At 62.8% G+C, this 24701-nt stretch carries 19 protein-coding genes; 11 read left to right on the forward strand and 8 right to left on the reverse strand.

The window, feature by feature from the left end:
- The 3 genes from selD to AC1DMG_RS03515 form a co-directional block, all read right to left on the reverse strand.
- Positions 1-525 (reverse strand): selenide, water dikinase SelD (gene selD / locus AC1DMG_RS03505; protein ID WP_477180177.1); only part of this gene is annotated, 525 nt, incomplete at its 3' end.
- Positions 526-676: 151 nt separating this feature from the next.
- Positions 677-1438, reverse strand: a complete 762-nt coding sequence (locus AC1DMG_RS03510; protein ID WP_477176436.1) for an SDR family oxidoreductase — start codon at positions 1436-1438, stop codon at positions 677-679.
- A 21-nt stretch (positions 1439-1459) separates the two neighbouring features.
- Positions 1460-1861, reverse strand: a complete 402-nt coding sequence (locus AC1DMG_RS03515) for a nuclear transport factor 2 family protein (protein WP_441603639.1) — start codon at positions 1859-1861, stop codon at positions 1460-1462.
- 170 nt (positions 1862-2031) lie between these two features.
- Between AC1DMG_RS03515 and AC1DMG_RS03520 the strand changes: the two genes are divergently transcribed.
- Positions 2032-2625: a TetR/AcrR family transcriptional regulator gene (locus tag AC1DMG_RS03520; protein WP_477176437.1), complete on the forward strand. Its 594-nt coding sequence runs from the start codon at positions 2032-2034 to the stop codon at positions 2623-2625.
- Positions 2626-2692: 67 nt separating this feature from the next.
- On the opposite strand, the gene AC1DMG_RS03525 is transcribed toward AC1DMG_RS03520, so the two are convergent.
- On the reverse strand, positions 2693-4084 hold the full coding sequence (locus AC1DMG_RS03525; RefSeq protein WP_477176438.1) for a heavy metal sensor histidine kinase: 1392 nt from the start codon (positions 4082-4084) through the stop codon (positions 2693-2695).
- Positions 4084-4764 carry a heavy metal response regulator transcription factor gene (locus AC1DMG_RS03530; protein WP_477180178.1) on the reverse strand — a complete coding sequence of 227 codons (681 nt, stop codon included), beginning with the start codon at positions 4762-4764 and terminating at the stop codon, positions 4084-4086. The genes AC1DMG_RS03525 and AC1DMG_RS03530 overlap by 1 nt, the downstream gene beginning before the upstream one ends.
- 146 nt (positions 4765-4910) lie before the next feature.
- Here AC1DMG_RS03530 and AC1DMG_RS03535 point away from each other — a divergent pair, with 146 nt between their 5' ends.
- From AC1DMG_RS03535 to AC1DMG_RS03545, 3 genes are read left to right on the forward strand one after another with little or no spacing between them, the layout of a single operon-like run.
- Positions 4911-8102, forward strand: a complete 3192-nt coding sequence (locus tag AC1DMG_RS03535) for an efflux RND transporter permease subunit (RefSeq protein WP_477180179.1) — start codon at positions 4911-4913, stop codon at positions 8100-8102.
- A gap of 13 nt (positions 8103-8115) precedes the next feature.
- Entirely contained in the window at positions 8116-9279 is a 1164-nt protein-coding gene (locus AC1DMG_RS03540) for an efflux RND transporter periplasmic adaptor subunit (protein WP_477176441.1), read from the forward strand.
- Between the two features lie 17 nt (positions 9280-9296).
- The gene (locus tag AC1DMG_RS03545; RefSeq protein WP_477176442.1) at positions 9297-10808 is read left to right on the forward strand and encodes an efflux transporter outer membrane subunit; all 1512 of its coding nucleotides are present in this window, start codon (positions 9297-9299) and stop codon (positions 10806-10808) included.
- A gap of 45 nt (positions 10809-10853) precedes the next feature.
- Here AC1DMG_RS03545 and AC1DMG_RS03550 read toward each other — a convergent pair whose 3' ends face one another.
- Entirely contained in the window at positions 10854-12563 is a 1710-nt protein-coding gene (locus AC1DMG_RS03550) for an NAD-dependent malic enzyme (RefSeq protein ID WP_477180180.1), read from the reverse strand.
- A 366-nt stretch (positions 12564-12929) separates the two neighbouring features.
- Between AC1DMG_RS03550 and AC1DMG_RS03555 the strand changes: the two genes are divergently transcribed.
- The 3 genes from AC1DMG_RS03555 to AC1DMG_RS03565 all read left to right on the forward strand — a co-directional run bounded on the left by AC1DMG_RS03555 (position 12930) and on the right by AC1DMG_RS03565 (position 16882).
- Positions 12930-14228 (forward strand): threonine/serine exporter family protein, encoded by a 1299-nt coding sequence (locus AC1DMG_RS03555; protein ID WP_477176444.1) that lies wholly within the window; start codon positions 12930-12932, stop codon positions 14226-14228.
- 197 nt (positions 14229-14425) lie between these two features.
- Entirely contained in the window at positions 14426-15694 is a 1269-nt protein-coding gene (locus AC1DMG_RS03560; protein ID WP_477176445.1) for an MFS transporter, read from the forward strand.
- A gap of 261 nt (positions 15695-15955) precedes the next feature.
- Positions 15956-16882 (forward strand): helix-turn-helix domain-containing protein, encoded by a 927-nt coding sequence (locus AC1DMG_RS03565; RefSeq protein WP_477176446.1) that lies wholly within the window; start codon positions 15956-15958, stop codon positions 16880-16882.
- A 26-nt stretch (positions 16883-16908) separates the two neighbouring features.
- Here AC1DMG_RS03565 and AC1DMG_RS03570 read toward each other — a convergent pair whose 3' ends face one another.
- On the reverse strand, positions 16909-17547 hold the full coding sequence (locus AC1DMG_RS03570; protein WP_477176447.1) for a response regulator: 639 nt from the start codon (positions 17545-17547) through the stop codon (positions 16909-16911).
- Between the two features lie 373 nt (positions 17548-17920).
- Between AC1DMG_RS03570 and AC1DMG_RS03575 the strand changes: the two genes are divergently transcribed.
- The 4 genes from AC1DMG_RS03575 to AC1DMG_RS03590 are packed head-to-tail and all read left to right on the forward strand — an operon-like array spanning position 17921 to position 22596.
- Complete coding sequence (locus tag AC1DMG_RS03575; protein ID WP_477176448.1) at positions 17921-18211, forward strand: YtcA family lipoprotein; 291 nt, start codon at positions 17921-17923, stop codon at positions 18209-18211.
- A 9-nt stretch (positions 18212-18220) separates the two neighbouring features.
- A complete protein-coding gene (gene mdtN, locus AC1DMG_RS03580) occupies positions 18221-19258 on the forward strand; it encodes a multidrug transporter subunit MdtN (protein ID WP_477176449.1) in 1038 nt (345 codons plus the stop codon).
- Complete coding sequence (locus AC1DMG_RS03585; RefSeq protein ID WP_477176450.1) at positions 19242-21218, forward strand: FUSC family protein; 1977 nt, start codon at positions 19242-19244, stop codon at positions 21216-21218. Before mdtN ends, AC1DMG_RS03585 begins: the two co-directional genes overlap by 17 nt.
- Positions 21199-22596: a TolC family protein gene (locus AC1DMG_RS03590; protein WP_477176451.1), complete on the forward strand. Its 1398-nt coding sequence runs from the start codon at positions 21199-21201 to the stop codon at positions 22594-22596. The genes AC1DMG_RS03585 and AC1DMG_RS03590 overlap by 20 nt, the downstream gene beginning before the upstream one ends.
- A gap of 133 nt (positions 22597-22729) precedes the next feature.
- Here the strand turns inward: AC1DMG_RS03590 and poxB are convergent, their stop codons facing one another.
- Positions 22730-24451 (reverse strand): ubiquinone-dependent pyruvate dehydrogenase, encoded by a 1722-nt coding sequence (gene poxB, locus AC1DMG_RS03595; protein ID WP_477176452.1) that lies wholly within the window; start codon positions 24449-24451, stop codon positions 22730-22732.
- Between the last annotated feature and the right edge of the window lie 250 nt (positions 24452-24701).

Consider the following 24701-nt stretch of genomic DNA (forward strand, 5'->3'; position numbering starts at 1 on the left):
GGTCAGGATCAGCGCGTCGCCGGCGCGCGCGGTGGAATTGCGCCGGATGTTGCGCGCTGCCGACAAACCGACCACCGCAAGTCCGTAGATCGGCTCGGCCGAATCAATCGAGTGGCCGCCTGCGACCGGAATGCCCGCCTGCGTGCAGACCGCTTCGCCGCCGGCAAGAATCGCCCGCACCGTTTCCACATCGAGCTTGTTCAGCGGCATGCCCAGGATGGCCAGCGCCATGATCGGCTTGCCGCCCATGGCATACACATCCGATAGCGCATTGGTGGCGGCGATGCGCCCGAAGTCATAAGGATCATCGACCACCGGCATAAAGAAATCGGTGGTGGCGATGACGCAGGTACTTTCATCCACCTGCCACACGGCCGCATCGTCGCTGTTTTCCGTGCCTACCAGCAGATGCGCATACGGCATCGTCGCGGGCTTGTTGGCAAGCAACTCCTGCAGCACCGATGGTGCGAGCTTGCAGCCACAGCCACCGCCGTGGGCCAGATCAGTCAAGCGAACGGAGGTCATACACGCTCCTCCCGATGGCAGGTCGGCCAGGGTCCGCGCAGCATAGCGAAAAGCGGCTGGTCGTGACGTGCCTTCGGGTGGAGAGGTGTTTGTCAGGTGCGTATCAGCGCCGTTCGCATGTCTCTGGCGTTTCGTTCACGTGCAGTCTGATCTAGGCCGCGGCTGCCGCGCCCGAAAGAAACGCGCCATTGAACTCGGTCACGAAGGCCATTTCGCCCGGGCCAGGATTGGCGCGCAGCGCTTGAGCACGTTCCACCAGGATTTCGTCGGCATCGGTGGCCAGCGCAGCCATGGTTTCTTCGATGAAGGGCTTGAGCGGCATCGCACGCGGCTCTTCGCTGCTGTTGAGCAGGTCGGTCTGCACCCAGGGCGGGGCGATTTCGAGCACGCGCACATCATCGTTGCTCAGCATGAATCGCTGCGACATCGCGTAGGAGTGCATGGCGGCCTTGGTTGCCGAGTACACAGCGGCGGGCGCCAGCGGTACGAAGCCGAGGACCGAGGTGACATACGCAATCACGGCGTTCTTGCGGGTCTTGAGGTGCTCGACGAAAGCCGAGGTCAGGCGCATGGGGCCAAGCAGATTGGTGCTCACCGTATCCAGCAGCTGCTTATCGTCCAACGGGCGGGATGCGTCGTCGATGTCCATGATCCCCGCGTTGTTGATGACAACGTTGATGTCGGGAAATCGTTGGATGGCTTCGGCGGCCGCGCTGCGAATGCTGTCCACATCGCTCACATCCATGACCAGCGACTCCATGCCTGGATTGGCTTGGGTCACCGCATCAAGCAGCGCTTTGCGGCGGCTGGCGATGATCACTTTATTGCCCGATCGATGCAGGGCTTCGGCCAGTCCGCGGCCGATGCCGGAGGCGCCGCCGGTGATGAAGATGGTGTTGCCGGTGAGTTTCATGAGCGTACTCCTCGAAGGAAATCAGGAAGGGAAGCGTTCGCCGAACATCGGCAAACCGCTTTTGGATTCGGCCTGGGTGGCTTCGTCTTGCAGCACGTCCCAGTGTTCGGCCAGCTTGCCGTTCTCGATGCGCACGACATCGGCGGCAATCCACGCGGCCGGACGACCGTGCCCGGAGAAGCGCCCGTGCACGATGACGTAGTCGCCTTCGGCCAGGATCAACCCGTGTTCGTAGCGCAGCGTGTCGGGAATGCTGCGGATCAGATTGAACAGGCCGTCACGGCCGGGCTCGATATGCGCGCTGTGCTGGATGTATTGATCGGACCAGTAGTGTTTGGCCGCTTCGTAGTCGCGCTGGTTGAACAGCGTGTCGAAGGCCTCAAGCACCAGGGCTTTGTTTTGTTCGGCGGAGGTCGTGGACATGGTCGTTTCCTCTGGAAGTCTGGCGGCTCAGTTGACCGGACGGCTGGAGATCACAATGGTGATCACCATTGACATAGAGTAGACTGGCACCCGGCTCGATCATTGTCAATGGTGATCACCATTGTTTTTTGAGATAATGGTCTTGTTGGGCCTTGGCCAGGAGTAGCGACATGGGTGTTACAAAGCAGCAAGCCATTGAAAATAGACGATCTATCGTCGCCGCAGCGGAAAAGCTGTTCCGCGAGCGGGGAGTGGCTGCCGTGGGCCTGTCGGAGCTGACCAAGGCCGCCGGATTTACCCAGGGGGGCTTCTACAACCACTTCAAGTCGAAGGACGCCCTGGTCGCGGCGGTGATGGAGAAGGCCATGGAGGAGGGAGCGGAGCGGCTGCTGGCTGGCATTCAAGCGTCCAAAGACGACGACGCCGATCCGATGAAGCGCCACGTCGATTGGTATCTGTCCGAGGAACACCGGGCCGATGTCGAGGCCGGTTGTCCGCTGACCGGATTCGCCGGCGATGTGCGGCGCCTCAGCAAGGAAGCGCGGCAGTCCTATGCGCAGGGACTGACCTGGAATATCGACCAGCTGGCGAGTGTGCTGAAAGGCGAGGATGCGCAGGAGCGCAGGAGCAAGGCCATCGCATTGTTCAGTCAGATGGTCGGTTCACTCGTGCTTTCGCGTGCGGTGGTCGAGGCCGATCCCGAACTGGCCGATGAAGTACTCAAGGATGGTCGACAGCAACTGCTGCAGGCATTGGACGGCTAAATGAAACACGCTCCCGACCCAGCGCAGTCGCTGTGTCAACGGGATGTTCGACCGTGGGCTTGTCTGCTCAGTGAACGGGAAACCACAGCACGAAACGTGTGATGCCCTGTGGCTGGCTGTCTACCGTGACCCGGCCGCCATGAAGTTCGATGATACTTTTCACGATGGATAGGCCAAGTCCCGTGGAGTTGGCCGAGTCGCTGCGGGAACGATCCACGCGGTAGAAGCGGTCGAACAGCTTGTCCAGGTGCTCCGCTGAGATGCCTGCGCCGGGATTTTCCACCGCGACGGTCACCGCATCATTTGTCTGCGTGGCCAGTAACGTGATGGTTTGTTCCGGCGGCGTATAGCGCAGCGCATTGGACAAAAGATTGCCCACCGCACGGCGGAACAGTTCGCGATCCGCCAAGATCGTGGCGGAGCCTTGAATGTCGATGGCGACGCGTGCGTCCGAGGCGATGCCTTCGAAGTAGTCGGCGATGCGCTGCAGTTCCTCGCGCACATCCAGGGTCGAACGCTGCAGCGCAAACTGGGGATTGTCCGCGCGGGCCAGAAACAACACGCTCTCGATGGTACGACTGACGCGGTCGCATTCCTCGATATTGGAGCCGAGCAAGGCCTGGTATTCTGCCGGCGTGCGTGTGCGCGCCAACGCCACTTCATTGGTGCCGCGCAGATTGCCGAGCGGAGTGCGCAGGTCGTGGGCGAGGTCGACGGTGAACTGCCAGACCCGCGCGAATCCGCCTTCGAGGCGATCGAGCATCTCGTTCAAGGCATGGGAGAGGGCGTGCAATTCGGTGGGCGCATTGCCGGCCGACAGTCGTGTATGGAGGTTTTGCGCATGGATGGTGGCGGCTTCGGCGGCCATGGATCGCAAGGGCCGGAGTGCCCGACGCACCAGGAGATAGCTGAGCACGGTGGCTGCGATCATTCCCGCCAGCAGGCGTAGCGCCATATCTCGCCGATAGCGTCGCAGCAGCACTGCGCGATCGGCGAGCGAGCGCGCCACCATGATGGTTACCTGCGCACCGTCCCGCATTTGCCCTACCACGGCCACACCGCGGATGGGCAAGCTCTGATCGCCATACCAAGTGTGCAACATGGTGGGGACGATGCGCTGACCGGTGGGCACGGCACCGTTGGCGTCCAGCGGAAAGCCCATGGGATTGTGGTCAACGATGATTCGTCCCGCGTCATCGACCATGCGCAACGCGTTGCTGTTGTCGCCGAGCACGCTGACGACCATGCGATCCTGATGGATCTTCAGATCTGCGATGGAGTCCAGCTCGGCGACTAGCCGTCGAAGGTGGCGGGCTGAAAGCACAATGTTGGTCTCGTCCTGCTCCAGGATGCGCTGCTCGGCCGCCCGGTAGAGCAGCCATCCGACCAGGATGAAACACACCGCCGTAATCACCGTGAAGGTGACGGTAAGCCGCGTGGCGAGGGAGAGGCGACGCATCAGTCGTCCCCGCGTTCGTCATCGAGCACATAACCCATGCCGCGCACGGTGTGGATGAGCTTGGTGTCGTGACCGTCGTCGATCTTGACGCGCAATCGACGTATGGCGACCTCGACCACGTTGGTGTCGCTGTCGAAATTCATSTCCCACACATAGGARGCGATCTGYGTGCGGCTCAGCACTTCGCCGCGCCGTCTTGCCAATAGCTGCAGCAGCGAGAACTCCTTGGGCGTCAGATCGATGCGCTGGCCACGCCGCCGAACCCGGCGCCGTACGGCGTCGATTTCCAGATCGCCGATATGGACGTGTTCAATATCGCGCGGCGGTCCCCGCCGGAGCAGGGTGCGGATGCGCGCCAGCAGCTCCACGAAGGCAAAAGGCTTGACCAGATAATCGTCGCCGCCAAGCTCGAGCCCGCGCACGCGCTCTTCGAGTTCGTCGATCGCGGTCAGCAGCAGGACCGGGGTGTCCTTCTTGGTGCGCAGGCGGCGCAACACCTCCCATCCGTCCATGCCCGGAAGCATGACGTCGAGAACGACCAGGTCGTAGTCCTCTTCGAGCGCATGGTGCAGGCCATCGATGCCGTTGGCCACCACGTCCACGGTAAAGCCGGATTCCTCGAGTCCCTTCTTCAGGTACTCGCCGGCTTTCTTTTCATCCTCGATAACCAGCAGGCGCATGGGGACTCTCGCGGGGTGCCTGGGCCGATCATACGCGGGGCGTCCGGAAGGCGTGATTACAGATTTGTCAGGAAGCGGTCAGGGGCATGCAAGCGCCCTGAATCTAGCCTTCAGCCTGACCTGACCTGTCCAAGACGGAGCCTGCTATGTGGATCGTCCAACTGGCGCTGCGGCGACCCTACACCTTCATCGTGCTGGCCCTGCTGTTGGCCATCATCGGCCCGCTGATGGTGTTGCGCACGCCCACCGATATTTTTCCCAACATCAATATTCCGGTGTTGAGCATCGTGTGGTCGTTCAACGGCTTTTCCGCCGATGACATGACCAACCGCATCACCACGCCCTATGAGCGCGCCCTGACCTCCGATGTGGACAACATCGAGCACGTGGAGTCGCAGACGGTCAACGGCACCGCGGTGATCAAGGTGTACTTCCACGAAGGCGCGGACATCAATCGCGCGATCGCCGAGGCGTCGGCCAATGCGCAGTCGATTCTTCGCGTGCTCCCGCCTGGCACGTTGCCGCCCCTGGTGATCTCGTACAACGCTTCCACCGTGCCAATCCTCCAGCTTGCGCTGTCCAGTCATACGCTGCCAGAGCAGCAGCTGTATGACCTGGGCAACAACTTCATTCGTACCCAGCTGGCGACGGTGCAGGGCGCCGCCATTCCGCTGCCGTTCGGCGGCAAGGTGCGGCAGATCATGGTCGACATCGATCCCAAGGCCTTGCAGGCGCACAGCCTGTCGCCGCTGGACGTGGTCAACGCGGTGAACGCGCAAAACCTGATCCTGCCCGGCGGCACCGCCAAGATCGGCGAGCTCGAATACAACGTGAACCTCAACGGCAGCCCGGCCTCGGTCGATGCATTGAACATGCTGCCGGTGAGGGCGACGGACGGTGGCGTGACCTATCTGCGCGACGTGGCGACGGTGCGCGACGGCTTTGCGCCGCAGACCAATATCGTGCGCGTGGACGGTACGCGCTCTGCCTTGCTGCAGGTGGAGAAATCAGGCGACGCATCGACGCTGGACATCATTGCCTCCGTCAAGGGCATGCTGCCGAAGATTGCCGCGGGTCTTCCCAAGGCGCTCGACATCAAGCCGGTGTCCGATCAGTCGGTCTTCGTGAGTTCGGCCGTGGCGGGCGTGGTTCGCGAGGGCCTCATCGCCGCTGGTCTGACGGCCATGATGATCCTGCTGTTTCTTGGCAGCTGGCGGTCCACGCTCATTATCGCCATCACCATTCCGTTGTCGGTGATGACCTCGCTCATTGCGCTTTCCGTGCTCGGGCAGACCATCAACATCATGACCCTGGGTGGCCTGGCGCTGGCGGTGGGCATCCTGGTCGACGATGCCACGGTGGCCATCGAGGCCATCAGCCACCACCGGGACATGGGCAAGTCGCTGCATGACGCGATCATCGATGCCTCGGCGCAGATCGCCTCGCCGACGCTGGTATCGACCTTGTCGATCTGCATCGTGTTCCTGCCGATGTTCCTGCTGTCCGGTGTGGCGCGCTATCTGTTCGTGCCGMTGGCCGAAGCGGTGGTGTTCGCGATGCTGGCGTCGTATTTCTTCTCGCGCGCTTTGATCCCTACGCTGGCCATGTACATGCTGCGCAACGATCGCGTGGCCGATGGTGAAGGGCAGGGGCGCGCCGGCGCGCTGCGTCGGTTCCAGCAGCGCTTCGAGCGTGGCTTCGAGCGCTTTCACGGGCGGTATCAGGGCGCCTTGCAGACACTGCTTGCCCACCCACGCAGGCTGGCGGTGATATTCGCCCTGGTGTGCGGCGGTTCGCTGCTGCTGGTGCCCTTCCTCGGCCGTGATTTCTTCCCGACCTCGGATACGGGCGAAATCCGCCTCCATCTGCGCGCTCACACCGGTACGCGCATCGAGCAGACCGCACGGCTTGTCGATCTGGTGGAGCAGCGCATCCGCGTGGTCATCCCGCCGCGCGAGCTGGGCAGCGTGCTCGACAACATCGGGCTGCCGGTCAGCGGCATCAACATGACCTATGACTCCTCGTTGCCCGTGGGCTCCGCGGATGCGGACGTGCTGATCTCCCTCAAGCCCGACCACCGGCCCACGGAGGAGTACGTCAGCGCGCTGCGCGATCATCTCAATCACGATTTCCCCGGTGTGACGTTCTCGTTCCTGCCGGCGGACATCATCAGCCAGACGCTGGACTTTGGCCTGCCGTCGCCGATCGACGTGCAGGTGGTGGGCAACGACAAGGAAGGCAACCGCAAGGTCGCTGAGGAACTGCTGGCCCAGCTTCGCCACGTGGACGGCCTGGTGGATCCGCGCATCCAGCAGCCTAACGATGCGCCATCCATCAATGTCGATGTGGATCGCGTCAAGGCGATCCAGGCAGGGTTCCAGCAGCGCACGATTGCCCAGAACCTGCTGATTGCGCTCTCCGGCAGTGCGCAGACCACGCCCAACTTCTGGTTGAACCCGAAAAACGGGGTGAGCTATCCGCTGACCACGGAGGCGCCGCAGTACACCATCGATTCGCTGCAGGCGCTGGGCAATATTCCGTTGACCGCAGGCAGCGTCAAGCAAGTGGCGCCGCCGATCCTGGGCTCCCTGAGCACGCTCAGCCGCACGTCGCAGGACGCCGTGGTGTCGCACTACAACGTGCAGCCCGTGATCGATATCTTCGCTGGCGTGCAGGGACGCGACCTGGGTGCGGTGGCGGGCGATATCGATCGTCTTGTCGCGACGGCAAAGGCGCATCTGCCGGCGGGCTCCAGCATCGCGGTGCGCGGCGAAGTGCAGACCATGCAGTCCTCGTTCAAGGGCCTGATGCTCGGGCTCGCCTTCGCGGTACTGCTGGTGTACGCGCTGATGGTGGTGAACTTCCAGTCGTGGACCGATCCGCTGATCATCATCAGCGGACTGCCGGGCGCGCTCGCCGGCATGGCCTGGATGCTGTTCGTTACCCGCACCACGATCAGCGTGCCCGCACTCACCGGTGCCATCATGTGTATTGGCATCGCCACGGCTAACAGCATCCTGGTGGTCAGCTTTGCGCGCGATCGGCTCCAGCAAGGCGCGACGGCACTGCAAGCCGCCTTTGATGCCGGCAGCACCCGTTTCCGTCCGGTGCTGATGACGGCACTGGCCATGCTCATCGGCATGCTGCCGATGGCGCTGGGCCTGGGCGATGGCGGCGAGCAGAACGCGCCCCTGGGCCGCGCGGTCATCGGCGGCCTGATGTTCGGCACCGTGGCCACGCTGGTCTTCGTCCCGGTGGTGTTCGCCGCCGTGCACGCGTGGCTCGGCCGCCGCCAACAGGTCTTGCCCGCACTTCCTTCCCCGCTTCCGACGCCCTGATGGGAGAGTCACCATGAACGCGCTTATTCCAGTTTCGACATCGTCACGCTCGCGTCTTCCCATCATTCTGCCGGTGGCCGCCATCTTCCTGGCGCTGGCCGCCGGTGGATTGCCGAGGCTGTCTGCACACGCGGCGGTGGTGCGCCAGACAGCGGCGCTCAGCACGCCTACGGTGGCCGTCGTTGCACCGGACCATGCACCGCTCCAGCAGTCGCTCATCTTGCCCGGCGACGTGGAAGCGTTCCAGGAGGCCAGCATCTATGCGCGCACCAGCGGCTACCTGGGTCGGTGGCTGACCGATATCGGCACGCATGTTCACAGCGGACAGCTGCTCGCCGAAATCCAATCGCCGGAAGTTGATGCGCAGCTCGCGCAGGCTCGTGCAGACGCGGCGACCGCCTCAGCCAACTATCAGATCGCCAAGGTCACCGCCTCGCGCTGGGAGAGCATGCTCAAGAGCAATGCGGTATCCGAGCAATCCAGCCAGGAGAACGTGAGCACGATGAAGGCGAAGCAAGCCATGTTCGCAGCCGCACAAGCGAACGTGGACCGACTTCAGCAGCTGCAATCGTTCGAGAAGGTCTACGCTCCCTTCGATGGCGTCGTCACCGTGCGCAATATCGATGTCGGCGCCTTGATCGATGCCGGCAACGGCGGCACGCCGGCAGCGCTGTTCAAAGTGGCCGAAACGGACAAGCTGCGCATCTTCGTCAACGTGCCGCAGGACGATGCCGCCGATGTGGCCATCGGTGCCCGTGCGACGCTGACCTTGCCGCAGTATCCGGGCCGGACCTTTGTGGGAAGCGTGGCACGCACGGCTGGCGCGATCGATCCATCCAGCCGCACGCTGCGCGTGGAAGTGGATATGGATAATGCCGATGGCGCCGTTCCCCCGGGCGCCTATGCGCAGGTAAGTCTCGCCCTTGCAGCACCCAAGGCCATGCTGTCGTTGCCGGCCAATACGTTGCTGTTTCGTCCATCGGGCGTGCAGGTGGCGACGGTCGACGGCAAGGGGCAAGTGCGCTTGATGACGGTCACCCTGGGCCGGGATTTCGGCACGCGCGTTGAGATTCTCACGGGCCTGAGTGGCAACGAGCGTGTGATCGTCAACCCGGGCGATGCCGTCAGCAACGGGCAACCGGTGAGCATCAACACGCACCCCGCAGATGCAACCTGAGCGACGGAGGCATAGCCATGCGTAACCCAACTATTTCGCGCGTCGCCAGCACGCTGGCTGTTGCTGTCGGCCTGGGCTTGTCGGTGGGCTGCACGCCGGGGCCGGCCTATGTGCGGCCGCCGATCAGCGTGCCGGATCACTTCAAGGAGGCGGCGCCTGTTGCAACCGAGGCACAGCGTGCCGCACCAGGCTGGGTTGCCGCGCAGCCGAACGACACGGTGCGCCGCGGCGACTGGTGGACCTTGTTCCATGACCAGACACTCGACCAGCTCGAAGCGCGTGTCGATGCAGGCAATCAGTCCATCGCCAAGAGCATCGCCAATCTGCAGGCCGCGAAGGCGCAGGAAAAGGAAGCACGTGCCGCGTACTACCCGACCATCACGGCCGGTGTCGCCGCCGACCGCAACCACACCTCGCAGAACGTCGTCGGGCGTTCATTGGCCGGCAAAACCGTGTCGGATTACCAGGCCGGACTGGATGTCTCATGGGAGCCGGATCTGTTCGATCGCATCGGTCACCAGGTCGACGCTGCCAAGGCGCGCTACCAGGCCGACGAGGCGGATCTCGCCTCCGTTCGACTGGCCATGCATGCGGAACTGGCCATCGATTATGTGGACCTGCGCAGCGTGGATGCGGAGACGGCCTTGCTGCAGCAGACCGTTGCCGACTTTACGCAGGCGCGCGATCTCGTGCAGGTACGTTTCACTGGCGGCATTGCATCGGATTCGGATCTTGCCGAAGCAGAGACCCAGTTGCAGGTCGCCAGTGCGCAACTGGTGGACCTGGGCGAGAGTCGCGCGCGTTTTGAACATGCCATCGCCACGTTGGTCGGCGTGGCACCGGCGGAGTTGTCCATTGCCGCATCCACCAGCGCGATCGCCATGCCGGTGGTTCCACCGGGTCTGCCTTCGACCTTGCTGCAGCGACGCCCTGACATTGCCGCAGCCGAGCGTAGGGTGGCTGCCGCCAATGCCGATGTCGGCGAAGCAACCTCAGCGTTCTTTCCCGACTTGCTGCTGTCGGCGTCGGGCGGTGTCGAGGCTTCGCGATTCACCCAGCTGGCGACGCTGCCCAGCCGCTTCTGGGCGATTGGCCCAGCGCTGGTCGGCACCTTGTTCGATGGCGGCCGCCGCAAGCAGGCGCTGCACCAGGCCGAGGCCCAGGAAGACGGTGCCGCAGCCGACTATCGACAGACGGTGCTCTCGGCATTCCAGGACGTAGAAGACAACCTGGCGTCCGTGCATGTATTGAACGAAGAGGCGGGCACGCAGCAACTCGCAGTGGATGCTTCCGGCCGAGCCGAACAGCTGGCCCTCACGCGCTACAAGGCGGGGGCCACCGACTACCTGGAAGTGGTCACCACGCAAAGTGTGAGCCTTGCGCAGCGACGTGCCTACGTCGAGTTGTCCCGGCGCCAGCTGGAGTCCGATGTCCGCTTGATCAAGGCCGTTGGTGGCGATTGGAGTGTCGACACGCTCACCAGGGTCTCTGGTACGGATGTTCAGCAGAGTAAGCAAGCGGCACCGTGAAACTGGCGAGCGATACCAGCTGTCGCGAGGCTACGCGCCCATCGATCACGCCTCGTTTGCAGTCTGATAAGGCCGATAGTGCGGTTCCCAGAAAAGGGCGCTGATGCGTGCGGATAGTGTCGCCTCGTCACAGTCATCGGCGACGCCATCGAGCTGGGCCTGCCGGGCGACCACCTTGGCCACGGCGATGGACACGTCACGCAGCTGAGCGACCGGGGGCAGAAGCCGACCATTCTTGTCGTTGACGGTGGGCGACATCGCTGCGACGGCTTTGCCGGCGACCATGAACATCGCATCCGTGACCCGTCGTGCGCCTGCTGCGAGCACGCCCAGTCCCACGCCGGGAAAGATGTAGGAGTTATTGGTCTGGTTGACTGGAACCATCTTCCCGTCCCACGCCACCGGATCAAACGGACTGCCGGTACCCATCAGGGCGCGGCCATTGGTCCAGGCCAGCAAATGCTCCGGCGTCGCCTCGGAACGAGACGTGGGATTGGACAGTGGGAAGATGACCGGACGCTCGGCATGTTCCGCCATGGTGCGAACGACAGTCTCGGTGAACGCGCCGCGTTGCCCCGATACGCCGACCAGGACCGTTGGCCTGGCGTTGCGCATGACATCGAGCAGGGATATTTCGCTCGCGCTTTCCTGCGTCCAGGACGCCACCGCCGAGCGATTCTGCACGAAGGGAGCCTGCGCGGGCGTGATATTCGCCATGCCCTCCACCAGCAGTCCATTGCGGTCGACCAGGAAGAAGCGCTGACGCGCATCTGCTTCGCTGGCACCGGCATCGACCATCGCTTGCAGTAGGAGTGAAGCAATGCCGCAGCCCGCCGAACCGGCGCCAACGATCGCGATGCGCTGGTCGGTCAGCTGCACACCCGTCACATTGATCGCCGCCAACAGGCTGGCCGTAGCCACCGCGGCCGTGCCCTGGATGTCGTCGTTGAACGTGCACAGCCGGTCGCGATAGCGTTCCAGCAGGCGGCTGGCATTGGATCCCGCGAAGTCTTCCCATTGCAGAAGAACATTCGGCCAGCGTTCGATCACGGCGCTGACGAAGGCTTCGACGAAGTCGTCGTAGTCCTGGCCGGTGACACGCTCATGCTGCCAGCCAACATAGAGCGGATCGGCAAGACGCTCCTGATTGTTGGTGCCGACGTCGAGCAGGATGGGCAGCGTCAATTCCGGGTGAATGCCGGCGCAACCGGTGTAGAGCGACAGTTTGCCGATCGGAATGCCCATGCCTCCGGCGCCTTGATCACCCAGCCCCAGGATGCGCTCGCCGTCGCTCACCACGATCACGCGAACCTTATCCAAGCGCGGGTCAGCCAGAATCTCGCGGATGCGGTGCTTGTTCGGATAGCTCAGGAACAAGCCCCTGGGTTTGCGCCATATCTCGCTGAAGCGCTGGCAGCCTTCGCCCACCGTGGGCGTATAAACCAAGGGCAGCAGCTCGGCGAGATTGCCCACCAGCAACGCATAAAAAAGGGTTTCGTTGATGTCCTGCAAGTCGCGCAGAAACGCATAACGCTCGAAATCGGTGTTGAACGCACGCAGGACTTTCAAGCGGCGTGCCACCTGTACATCGAGCGTGCCGATATGGGGAGGGAGCAGGCCGTGGAGGCGAAAGCGATCGCGCTCTTCGTTGGTAAAAGCCGTTCCCTTGTTCAGCATCGAGGTGTTGATCAAGTCGAAGCCGGACAGATGGGTCTCGATCGGAGCGCCCGAGGCGAATGCGGGCATTTCGTTCATATGACTGAGACTCGTATGGCAGAGGCGGCCGATGGCGGCCACTCGTTGCACCCAGGTTCCGGCGTCAATGCATGGGCTATTCCAACAGGCGAACATTACGCTTAATCGATCACGCCGGATTGAATGGGTTTGACGCGGCAGGTACAAAATCGTTGCCATGCCCGAGCGTATCACGGTGTTTCATGGCGACCGTCAGAGTCACACTTTCGAAGCAGAGCCGTGCAGAAAACATCAATAATCTCCAGCTCGACTCAAAGATCTCCAATCCGCAGAAGCGCGCGCTGCCTATCCTGGCGCAGGACATTCCACCGATAGATGCAACCTGCATCAGGCAAGGCTTTGTCGTCGAAAGCAGGGACCAGGGCCATGACAGATGCCGGCAAGTGCCCACCCTCGGCCGCGGTTCGAAAAGAGCGCGATCTATCGCTGGATACGGTCGCGCTTGCCGCCGGTCTGCTCTTTGCAAACGGGCAGACGACCGAACGGACCGTGGTTGCCACGGAGCAGCTTGGGCGATCCTTCGGTTTGGACGTGAGGGTGCTGCCGCAATGGGGCGAATTGACCGTTGAGATCGAGGGCACGCTGCTCTCCGAGGTGTCCTCGAGCGCCCCTCTGAGCGTGGACATGGGGAAAGTGCTCGCCGTATCCCACGCGGTGGATCGGGTGTGCAAGCAGTCCCTGCCTAGAGAAACCGCGTATTCCTTGCTGGTTGAGGCCGGACGTACAGGCGCGGTCTCCACGCTGCGCTTTGTTCTGTTTTCCGCCCTGGGCGCTGCAGCGCTGGGCGTAATCTTCGGCGCGCTGAGTGCCCAAAGCTTGTGGCTTATCGCACTGAGTGCCGGCGCGGGTGCGCTGGCGCGCCGCGGGTTGGCCCGCCTGCGGACCAGTCCGCTGGCGCAGCCGCTATGTGCTTCAGCGATGGCGGGCCTGCTTGGAGCCATCGTCATTCGCATGCATCTGTCGACGTCGCCGACGCTGGTGGCCTTCTGCCCGTGCATGGTGTTGATTCCCGGTCCGCATATCCTCAACGGCGCGATCGACCTGGCACGCACCCGCATTTCGCTGGGGATATCACGGCTCGCCTATGCGGGTGTGTTGATCCTGTTGACCTGCGTGGGCTTGCTTGCGGGACTCGGCGCAGGCGGCATCACGGCATTGCCGGCCGATACGCCGGCGGCGGTGCCGTTCCTAGCCGATGTGATCGCCGCGGGTTTCGCCGTGGCGAGTTTTGGCACGTTCTTCTCGATGCCCTGGCGTCTCCTGTCATTTCCCATCGCCATCGGAATGCTTGCGCACGCGTTGCGCTGGGTGCTTATTGCGTTGGCGGGCTGTCACGTGACCACGGCGGCGCTAGTTGCCTGCCTGCTGGTTGGCGCCATCATCACGCCCGTGGTGGATCGCCTGCGTTTGCCGTTTGCGGCGATCGCGTTCTCGGCAGTCGTCTCCATGATGCCTGGGTACTATCTGTTCGAATCGGCCAGTGCGTTGCTTCGTCTGGTCGGCGGTACTTCGCAGGCAGCGTCGATCGAGCTGATCACCAGCGTGGTCGCCAACGGAACAACCGCCTTTCTGGTCATACTCTTCATGACCATCGGGCTTATTCTTCCGCGCATGTTCATCGAGCACTATTTTCCGCCCGGTGGCCGACCCACGACAGACGCCTGAGTGGTGCAGGGCGTCGCCAGCATAGGCGGATCAGGAATTGCCAACCCCGCACACAATCCTCCAATCAGTGTCCGGGGGCGATCCTTACGCTCGGGACGACATGAAGCTGGAAGACATGCCGCCTTGAACGCGGTGGCGTGTGCCTTTTCGCTTCGGGGTGTGCGCAGCTGCCTTTTGGCCAACGAGGCGTCGATGTGATGAAGACCCAGCCTTCCGTCTCCGTGTCTCCCTCCAGGCAACACACGGCTTTCGTCGTCGCATGGTGTCTGGCGGCGATCTTCTACTTTCTCGAGTATGCCTCGCGATCGTCGCCCGCCGTGATGCTGCCCGAGCTGATGCGGGCCTTCGGTGTCGATGCGCTGGGCGTCAGCAGCATCCTTGGCACTTACTACTACACCTATTCCGTGACCAGCCTGGTGGCAGGCGTACTGCTGGATCGCCTGGGCGCGCGCTATGTGGTGCCCGCGGGCATGCTGATCCTGGCGCTCGGATGTCTTCTGTTTGCCCTGCCTCATGCCAATACCGGCACCGCTGGCCGATTGCTGCAAGGCGCGGGTTCGGCATTTGCATTTACTGGCGCCGTCTACCTGGCGTCGCGGGGTTTTTCGGCGACGCGCCTGGCCACGGTGATTGGCTTCACCCAATGCCTGGGCATGCTCGGTGGTTCCATGGGGCAGCTAGCCGTGGGTCCGCTGATTCATGGGATGGTGAGCGTTCCGCAATTCTGGAATGCGATGGGGGCGATTGTCTTGCTGGTGGGCGTCGCGCTGCTGGCCATGACGCCCAGCGAGAGCCGGGCAGGGCAAGCGAACGAGCCGGGTGGATTCCTGGCGCCGTACAAGGTGGTGCTGAGCAACCCGCAGTCGTATCTGTGCGGCATCGTTGCCGGCCTGCTGTTTGTTCCCACCACCATCGGCGACATGGTGTGGGGCGTGCGCTTCTTTCAGCTGGACCGGCAGTTCAGCTATCACGACGCCGTGCTCGCCATCTCGATGGTTCCGCTGGGCTGGGTTTTCGGTTGCCCGCTGTTCGGCTGGCTTGCCGATGCGCTGGGTCGACGGAAGGTGGCGCTTATCGCTGGCGCAGTGCTGATGTTGATCTGCGCGATACAACTGACCTGGCTTCCCGATCTGATTCCCAATTGGGCGACCTTGCTGTTGTTTGGCGTCGCCTCCGGATCGGCCATGATCCCTTACACCATCATCAAGGAAGCCAATCCTGATCGCGTGAAAGGCAGTGCGACGGGTGCGATCAACTTCATCACGTTCAGTGTGACCGCGCTCGTTGGTCCCGTGTTCGCGCGGAAACTGGGCAACACGGTGGGCTCGTCGGTGGTGGATCCCCGCGTTCACTTCTTCCACTCCAGTGAGTTCTGGGTGGTGGTGATTGCGATCGGGATTGTCGTCTCGTTCTTCTTGCATGAAACCGGCCCGGGCGCCAAACCAGCCACCAGCACTTCAAGCTGAGGCGGCCGTTTGCCAGACCGTGCGCCTGATCAAGGCTGCTCGACGGTCGGCGGCAAAATCCTGCGAAGTCGATAACTTCAGCCTGGCCCTCGTGGGGGCCGGGCTTCTTTTCGACACTTTCGAGTCATTTTGTTCAGGCCTTCGGGTGACCACAGGTACCCGGAGGGAGGCATCGGGCCTGGCCCGTCATCGGTAACTTGCTGAGCTCAGGGGCTAGCTGAGCCAGCAAGCTTCTACGAAGACGTTGGCCCGGAGATATCCATGTATCAAGGTGCCTTTGGCGAGCGACTCGGTCGCTCCTTCCAGATCAGCAATCCTCGCGTGCTGCGCGCGCAGACGCAGCAGGGCACCCGGCTCGCCGTCACCGAGCTGCGGATCGACCGCGCAGGCTATGGCATCACCAGTCCGATGGGGATGGAGCATGCCTATCTGGTCTGCCTCAATTTCCTTGAACAGAAAACGCACGAGCTTTGGTACGACGGACGATCGGTATGTTCGACGCCGTATTCCGCCGGCACCGTTTATGTGCTCGATCTGAGGTGCGATCCGGTGGCCTACATCGGCGATCCGTTGCACTCGCTGTATTTCTATGTGCCGCAAGAGGCGCTGCGAGAGCTCGGAGCGTGCCGCGACACCGGCGATGCAGGGGAGTTGTCCACGCAGCCCTGGCAATGTTTCCATGACTCGATCATTTCGAGTATCGGCCAGACCCTGCTGCCCATCTTCGCGAGCCCGGGCGGCGCACACCAGAAGCTGGTGGAGCACCTGCTGCACGGCCTGTGCGCCTATCTGGCGGCCGAATACGGTGGCACGGCCAAACGGCCGGTGATCACCCGCGGTGCGTTGGCGCCGTGGCAGCAACGGCTGGTGATGCAGATGATGCGCGACAAGGTTTTTGAAGGCGTGGCCGTCAGCGAATTGGCCGAGGCTTGCGGTATTTCCGTGGGCGCTCTTATCCGTGGCTTCAAGAAGGGCACCGGCGTCTCGCCGCATCAATGGCTGTTGTCGCGTCGCCTCGAGCTGGCCCTTGACCTGATGGCGAATCCCGACGCATCGCTGGCGGATATCGCCTGCAACGTGGGGTTCTCCGATCAAAGCCACCTGAGCCGCGTGTTCACCCAGAAGATGGGCGTGACGCCTCGCGCGTGGCGCAAATCATTGGCCAGTCATGGCAGGGCGACGGTCTGAGCATCTGCCCGCAAGCATGGATGCCTTTATTTGGGGGCATCCATGAAGCCGCGCCGGATGGCAATCATGACGGCATGGGTGCGGTCTTCAGCCTCCAGCTTGCCCATGATGCTTTTCATGCGCGCCTTGACGGTGTCCTCCGAAATAAACAGCACCTCGGCGATCTGCTTGTTGCTGTGGCCTTCGGCGACCAGGCGCAGCACGCCGATCTCGCGTTCCGTCAGTCGTTCCCGGCCGGTATGGGTGGCGATCTCCTGGGCGACTTCGGGCGCCACGGTGTGACGTCCGGCAAGCGCGCCGCGTATCGCCTTGATGATCTCGTCGCGGCGAGCCGTTTTAAGAATGTAGGAGGTCGCGCCCAGGGTGAACGCGCGAACCACGCGCGCATCGCCGGGGTAGGTGGTCAACACGATGATGGTGGCATCGGGAAACTCGCCGCGGATCGTGGTGATGGCCTGCAGGCCGTCGACCTCGGGCATCTGCAAGTCGATCAACAGCAGGTCGGGAAGAAACTTGCGGAACAGCTGGATCGCTTCCTTGCCATCCGATGCCTCGCCGACCACTTCAAGGTCGGGCTCTTCCTCGATGACCATGCGCAAGCCATCACGCATGACCGGATGGTCGTCGGTGATCAGGATGCCGTACCGAGCCTTCTCTTCGTTCAACGAGCCAATCCTTCGATGCAAGCGTTGCACGGCTGGATGTAACGGGACGCCCGGGAGATTCCTGGTTGGCATGACTATGCGCTGCGCTACCACGGTTTTCAACGCTCGAAAGTGTAAATCAAGTTGGTGTTTCCGTTGCGTGGAACACGTGTTTTCCGCACTTATCGACATGCGCGAACAGAAACTTTCAAGCCGTGTCGTGACATCGCTTCTACGCTTGGGTCGTGGTGTCGGATCAGCATCCCATTCTGGCGTTCTTTTGGCGTAGCCGAACCCGATGGCTTGCGTCGACCCATGGAAGGGCGAAGAACCCCTCCGATTTCCTCACGGCATGCATGACGTCCAAGGTGGATGAATGGAACGAACACTATCCATGGCGGACCGACCGCAAGCGGTGAGCAGACATCGCGGTCTTCCGCTTGCCTTCGTGGTGTTGACCGGAGCTTTGCTGCAGGGCTGCAGCAGTGCGCCATCGCGCAACATCCTGGGCTCCTATTTCCCCTCGTGGATGGTCTGCGCCCTGATCGCCTTGATCATCACGGTGGTCGTGCGCAGCCTTTTTGTGAAAGCGGGCATTGACGCCACGCTGCCCGCGCCGCTGATCGCCTATCTGGGCATGTTCGCCGCCTTCACCTTTGCGGTGTGGCTGATCTGGCTTGCCTGAGTGGATGCCGTGACGACGACAAAGACCTATCCCTCCTGGCTTGGCCGAGGCATCACCCTGATCGCGCTGGCCGTGGCGCTGGTGTTGCTGGCCGTGGTCATCGTCGTGGTGGACCAGCGTCCCCGCACGCATGACGCCCATCTATTCGCCTATACGGCAGGCATCGCGCCCGAGGTGAGTGGGCGCCTCGTGGCGATCCACGTCGTCAACAATCAGCTGGTAAGGCGAGGCGACGTGCTTGCGGAAATCGACCCGGAGCCGTTCCAGCTCAGGCTGCAGCAGGCTCGGGCCAAGGTAGCCGCGTTGAAGGCGGACATCGATCTCACCGGGCGTCAGGTGAACGCGCAGACATCGGGCGCCAAGGCGGCATCCACGCAGATTCAAAGGGCAAAGGAACAGTACGCGCTGGCGCGCTCGACGCGCGAGCGCCTGGAGCCGATGGTCGGCAAGGGCTATGTGACGCAGCAGCAGATCGACGAGGCGCGCACGAACGAACGAACGGCGGCGACGGCGCTCTCCACCAGCACGTTGCAGGCGACCCAGGCGCAAGAAGCCGTTGGTGACACCGCCAGCCTGGTCGAACAACTTGCCGGCGCCGAGGCCGCCGAAGCACTGGCTGCTCGCGATCTGCGCGAAACGACCATACGCGCGCCGTTCGATGGTCGCGTGGTCGGCATGCAGTTGGCGGAGGGTGCCTTCGCCGTGGCCGGCAGCTCGTTGTTCACGCTGATCAAGTTGCACGAGTGGTACGCGGTTGCGGATTTTCGCGAAACCGATCTGGAGCATATCCATATCGGCGACAAGGCCACGGCCTGGCTGATGGGCAGGGAAAACGTGCCGGTCCATGGCCATGTGGAAAGCCTGGGCGCGGGCGTGCAACCGGAAGACAAGGCCGGGCCGGGGCTGCCGGTGGTGGAGCGTTCGCTCAACTGGGTGGTGGTCGCGCAGCGCTTTCCGGTGTGGGTGCGCCTGGACGATCCGCCGGAGCAGCTCATGCGCATCGGCGCGACGGCCTCGGTGAAGGTGCAACATGATCACCACGATTAGCGGCCAGCCCGAGCGTTTTCCGTTGCTCGCTTTCCTTCGCGCCGAGTTGGCGCCGCGCCCGGGGCGGATGCGCGCCGTCTGGCGGATCACGGCAGGCAGCACCTTGACTGTCGTGCTCGGCATGGTCTTCCAGATTCCGATTCCGGCCTATATGGCCTACATCGTGTTCATGGCCAGCCGCGAAGAAGAAGTGGCCACGTTGATGACCGCCTTTGCCGGCGTGGCCGCGGCCACCGTGGCCCTGGTGCTGTCCTTCCTGTTCTACCTGCTGGACGCCAGCGAACCGGCGTTGCGATTGCCGCTGCTGGCACTCAGTACCTTCATGGCGATGTTCTTCGCGCGCACCAGCACGCTGGGACCGATCGCCTTCCTCGCCGGTTTTGTGCTGGTGCTTTCGCAGACCTTGATCGACGATTTTCCATCCACCGAATTCCTCACGCGATTCCTGTTGTGGCTTTGGCTGGTCGTCGCCATACCCGCGGTGGTTTCGGTGCTGATCGATATGGTCTGGGGTGAAAGCCCCGTGCTGCTGGTGCGCCAGCGTGCCGATAACCTGCTCAGCGGGACAGCCGCGATTCTCGAGGGACGCAGCGATGTCGATCCGACGGAGCTGCGGCAGGAAGCTGTCGAGACGATGGCGCTGCACGAACATGCATCCATGTGGGATCGTCAATTGAAAGCGAAGACGGCGGTGGACCTCGAGATGTTCGAGGGACTGGTGACCGTGCTTACGTTGCTATGCCTGTTGCCCAGGGACACGCCGCTGGCCGCGCGCTTGCCCCTGGCCCAGGCCATCGATGTCTGTCGTGCGGCCTTGGTGACGCATGAGGAACCCAGCCTGCGCGAATGCCGGATCGACCCTCGAGTGATCGCAGCACTCGACGGCGCGACGCGCCCCGTCGTCGTTGCACTGGAACGTACGGCGAACGAGCTGCTGAAGAGCGCATGGGAACGTCCCGACGCCGTGGCTCCGCCTCCCAAACCCAAGCGCTTGTTCGTACCCGATGCCTTCACCAACCGCGGCTACGCGCGGTTTGCGCTCAAGACGACGCTGGCCGTGACCCTCGCTTACTTCGCCTACACCATGCTCGATTGGCCGGGCATACGCACGGCCATCACGACCTGCTTCTTCGTTGCACTGGGCAGCATGGCGGAGACCATGCACAAGCTCAGCCTCCGTCTGACCGGCGCGATTATCGGCGGAACGATGGCGGGGTTTTGCATTGTCTACCTGTTGCCTCACATGACGGATATCGGCGACCTGGCCTTGCTGATTGCCGTGGTATCGGCCGTGTGTGCCTGGGTGGCGACCAGCACCGAGCGTCTCGCCTATGCCGGCATGCAGATGGCTTTCGCATTCTTTCTTGGCGTGCTCCAGGACTATGGTCCCGCCACCGATCTGACCGTGCTGCGCGATCGCGTGGTCGGCATCGTGCTTGGCAATATTCTTATGTCGATGATCTTCAGCACGCTGTGGCCGGTCAGCGCCGTGCAGGTGGTCCGGTCATCCATGGCCAAGGCGCTCGGCTTGCTGGCCACCTTGTTGCCTCAGGCGACGGAAGGGAATCGGCCCTTGCGGTTGGCAGTCACCCAAGAGCTGGTGCGCGCGCACTCGCTCGGCTCCCTGGCGTTCTTTGAGCACGGTCTCTTTGCGTCTCCTCGATCGGACGGAGCATCGGGCCGCCTGACGCTGGAACAGCTCGATCGCCTCGCTGCGTCCGTCTTCGTGGTGCAGAGCCTGGATGCCGCCGTGGTCGAGGATGGTGGGCTGGCGACTGAACGCGGTAGGGCCACCGACTGGCTTGCGGAAACGGCCACGCAAACGAAGGAAGGGCGTTCGCCGCCGCCATGGCTTGAACGTGAGGCCATTCTATCGGGCAGCGCTGCCGAGCCCCTGTTGCAACGGGAGGCCATGAATCGCCTTGAGCTGGAGATCGCCCATGTCGCGCCGGGTCACTAAGCGTGCGTGTCGCATCGCGATCGCCATCGCGCTATGCCTTGCGGCATCCGAGGCATGGAGTGACGAAGCCGTGTCGCTCGAGCATCAATGCCTTGAAGACTCGTCCAAGCTCCATGGCAGCTATGACCTGGCGCGCTTGCTCGATATCGCGCAATGCCTCAACCCGGAAACGCGCGAGGCCTGGGAGAAAACCAGGCAGGCAGAGCTGGCCGTCGACCTGGTGCATAGCAGTTATCGACCTCAGGTATCGCTGGAAGCCCTCGGCGGTTTCCAGCGCACGCCGCTGCCGATCCCGACCAACTTGATCGCGCGCGGATACTTTGTTTCCGATACACGCGAGTTCGTGCCGTCGCTGGGAATGAAATGGTTGCTGTTCGATTTCGGCCGCCGTGCCGGCCAGGAGGCCACCGCGCGGGCCAACCAGGCGGCGGCCGAGGGCGCGTACAACGGGGCGCAGCAACGACTGGTTTTCAGCGTGACGCGCGCCTATTTCCAATATCAGTCCAGTCGAGAGGACCTGCGGGCCGCCGACCAGGCGGTGACCGCGGCGCAAACGATACAAGATGCGACCGACGCGCAGCACCGGAACGGTCGGGCCACCGTGGTGGCTACCGCCCAGGCCGAACGCCAGACGGCCTTGTCGAAACTCAATCAGGTCAAGGCCAATGGCGCGGTGCGCACGGCTTATGCGTCATTGCTTGCTTCCATCGGTCTATCCGCCGATACGCAGTTCACCATCGGCGAGAGCGCTGACCTGGCCATGCCCGTACTGCCCGGCGAGTCCATCGACCACTACGTGCAGCAAGCGCTCGCCGGCCGGCCCGATGTGCACGTGGCGGAGGAAAGGGTAAAGGCCGCCGAAGGCGAAGTGCAGAGCGCGCATGCCGCCTATCACCCCACGATCAGCTTCTCCGGCAGCTATTTCCAGAACATCGGATCGTTGAGCAATGACGGTGGTCCGTACTATTCGGTGAACAAGCCTGGTGGCGCGGTGTTTCTCCATTTCGAGTTGCCGCTGTTCGACGGCGGCTCGCGATCGGCGCATTTGTCCATCGCCCATTCCCAGGTCCAGGAAGCCCAGGATCAGCTGGACCAGGTGCGCGACAAGGTCGCCCAGGAAGTGGTCAAGGCGTATAACGATCTGCGGACCAGCCTCGAGGCGTACACCGAGGCGCAGACCTTCGCGCATGCGGCCCGCATCGCGTACGAAGCGGCGCTCGATGCGTACCAGCATGGCGTGGGCACGTATACGGACTTGGCCAACGACGAAGCGATCATGGCGCAATCGGAATCGACGCTGGCGAGCGCCAATGCCGATGCTCAGATTGCCCGGGTGGCCCTGGCCCTCGCCATCGGTGATGTTCGCGTGACACCGTAGCGCGCGTTTGGCTTGGCCGGCAGAGCCCCGGAGCCGGCCCGTTTCCTACGCAAGCATTCCCCAAAAAAATGCGCGGGCAAACCAGCAGCCCGCGCAAGAACAGGGAGATTTTGTGGCTCGCCGCGATGAGCGGTCAGCGGATCAGATTCACCTTGGCCAGATCGACCAGCTGGTTGCCGCGTCCATCCAGCACGGCCTTGAGCATGAACATGCCGAACTTGTGCGCCTCTTCGAACGTCGTCTTGGGCGGCATGGCCAGTTCCTGCCTTGCACTCACCACATCCACCAGGACGGGGCCGTTGTGCGCGAACGCCTCGGTCAGCGCCGCGCGCAAATCGTTGGGATGTTCGACGCGGATGCCCTTCACGCCGATCGCATTGGCCATCGCTGCAAAATTGGGATTGACCAGCTCGCAACCGGTATCGAGGAAACCGTTGGCCTTCATTTCCATTTCCACGAAGCCCAGCGTGCCGTTGTTCAACAGCACAATCTTTACCGGCAGGCCAAGCTGGGTGAGCGACAGGAATTCGCCCATCATCATGGCGAAACCGCCATCGCCGGACATGGAAATTACCTGGCGATCCGGATAAGCCACCTGGGCGCCGATCGCCTGCAGCATCGCATTGGCCATCGAGCCATGGTTGAACGAGCCGACGATACGGCGCTTGCCGTTGACCTTGAGATAGCGCGCCGTCCACAGGATCGGCGTGCCCACGTCGCAGGTAAAAATGGCGTCCTCCGCGGCAAGCTCGCTGACTACGCTTGTCACCTGCTGCGGGTGGATCACGGTGCTTCCCGCCTTGGGCTCGGCCAGCTGATCCAATCCTTCGCGTGCCTTCTTGTAATGCGCAAGGGCCGCATCGAGATGACCGCTGTCCAGGTTCTCCGGAACCGATGGCAACAGGCTCTGCAGCGTCTCGCGCACGTCGCCGATCACGCCGAAATCGATCGCGCAACGATTGCCAAGGGCTTCCGGGCGAATATCGATCTGCACGATCTTGGCGTGTTCGGGATAGAACTGGCGATAAGGGAAATCGGTGCCAATCAGCAGCAGCACGTCGCAGTCCTTCATCGCCGCATAGCCCGATGAGAAGCCGACGAGCCCCGTCATGCCTACATCGTACGGATTGTCGTACTCGATGAATTCCTTGCCTCGCAACGTATGGACGATAGGCGCTTTGAGTTTGCCAGCCAGTTCCAGCACCAGGTCGTGCGCACCGGCGCAGCCGGCGCCGCAAAGCATCGTCACCCGTGTTGCATCCTTGAGGATATTGGCGAGCTGCCTGAGGTCCTTCAGCGGAGGATGGACGATCGGCCTGGCAGGCGTGACCCAGCGCGGCACGGATGCCACCGCATCCTTCAGCGCGATATCGCCGGGAATGACGACCACAGCCACGCCGCGGCGCGCCACCGCCGCACGCATGGCGCGACCGAGCACGCGGGGCAGATGGACCGGATTGGACACCAGCTCGACGTAGTGGCTGCATTCCTTGAACAGGTTCTCCGGATGCGTCGCCTGGAAGTAGTCGGTGCCTATCTCGCTGCTGGGAATATGCGCTGCAATCGCCAGCACCGGCGCGCCACTGCGGTGGCAGTCATACAGGCCATTGATCAAGTGCAGGTTGCCCGGGCCGCAGCTGCCGGCGCATACCGCCAGCTGGCCGGTCAAATGGGCTTCGGCGCCCGCGGCAAAGGCGCCGCTCTCTTCGTGGCGCACATGAATCCAGTCGATGGTCTTGAGGCGTCGCAAGGCGTCGGTCAAGCCATTGAGCGAGTCACCCACGACGCCATAAATATGCTTGATGCCAGCCAGCTCAAGGGTCTTGGCGATGTAATCGGCTGAAGTCATGGACATATCGAGATTCCGTCAAAGAGGATCGGTGCCACTTGGGTCACAGCCGGTGGGGAGGGGACGGTGGAGCGTGGCTGTGAAGTCTTGTCGCTACCGCCAAAGGCAGGCCTGAAGCGGATGGGGCCAGCGTCGTGACCCAGGTTCACACTATGGCTAAACGTGCCGATCGGCTTGTACGTGGCTGATCGCAGTTGGACGAAATCCATGCCTGGACGTGTATCCAGCGCAGTGTTCCGTCGTCGCAAGCTGAGCA

The organism is Dyella sp. 01N36, assembly GCF_056399745.1.

What these genes read in the sequence shown, in the direction of transcription:
- poxB (WP_477176452.1), bottom strand. Translation starts at nt 24,451, where the DNA reads ATGTCCATGACTTCAGCCGATTACATCGCCAAGACCCTTGAGCTGGCT.
- AC1DMG_RS03540 (WP_477176441.1), top strand. Translation starts at nt 8,116, where the DNA reads ATGAACGCGCTTATTCCAGTTTCGACATCGTCACGCTCGCGTCTTCCC.
- AC1DMG_RS03555 (WP_477176444.1), top strand. Translation starts at nt 12,930, where the DNA reads ATGACAGATGCCGGCAAGTGCCCACCCTCGGCCGCGGTTCGAAAAGAG.
- AC1DMG_RS03560 (WP_477176445.1), top strand. Translation starts at nt 14,426, where the DNA reads ATGAAGACCCAGCCTTCCGTCTCCGTGTCTCCCTCCAGGCAACACACG.
- AC1DMG_RS03545 (WP_477176442.1), top strand. Translation starts at nt 9,297, where the DNA reads ATGCGTAACCCAACTATTTCGCGCGTCGCCAGCACGCTGGCTGTTGCT.
- AC1DMG_RS03510 (WP_477176436.1), bottom strand. Translation starts at nt 1,438, where the DNA reads ATGAAACTCACCGGCAACACCATCTTCATCACCGGCGGCGCCTCCGGC.
- AC1DMG_RS03590 (WP_477176451.1), top strand. Translation starts at nt 21,199, where the DNA reads ATGTCGCGCCGGGTCACTAAGCGTGCGTGTCGCATCGCGATCGCCATC.
- AC1DMG_RS03575 (WP_477176448.1), top strand. Translation starts at nt 17,921, where the DNA reads ATGGCGGACCGACCGCAAGCGGTGAGCAGACATCGCGGTCTTCCGCTT.
- AC1DMG_RS03520 (WP_477176437.1), top strand. Translation starts at nt 2,032, where the DNA reads ATGGGTGTTACAAAGCAGCAAGCCATTGAAAATAGACGATCTATCGTC.
- AC1DMG_RS03550 (WP_477180180.1), bottom strand. Translation starts at nt 12,563, where the DNA reads ATGAACGAAATGCCCGCATTCGCCTCGGGCGCTCCGATCGAGACCCAT.
- AC1DMG_RS03525 (WP_477176438.1), bottom strand. Translation starts at nt 4,084, where the DNA reads ATGCGTCGCCTCTCCCTCGCCACGCGGCTTACCGTCACCTTCACGGTG.
- AC1DMG_RS03585 (WP_477176450.1), top strand. Translation starts at nt 19,242, where the DNA reads ATGATCACCACGATTAGCGGCCAGCCCGAGCGTTTTCCGTTGCTCGCT.
- AC1DMG_RS03565 (WP_477176446.1), top strand. Translation starts at nt 15,956, where the DNA reads ATGTATCAAGGTGCCTTTGGCGAGCGACTCGGTCGCTCCTTCCAGATC.
- AC1DMG_RS03515 (WP_441603639.1), bottom strand. Translation starts at nt 1,861, where the DNA reads ATGTCCACGACCTCCGCCGAACAAAACAAAGCCCTGGTGCTTGAGGCC.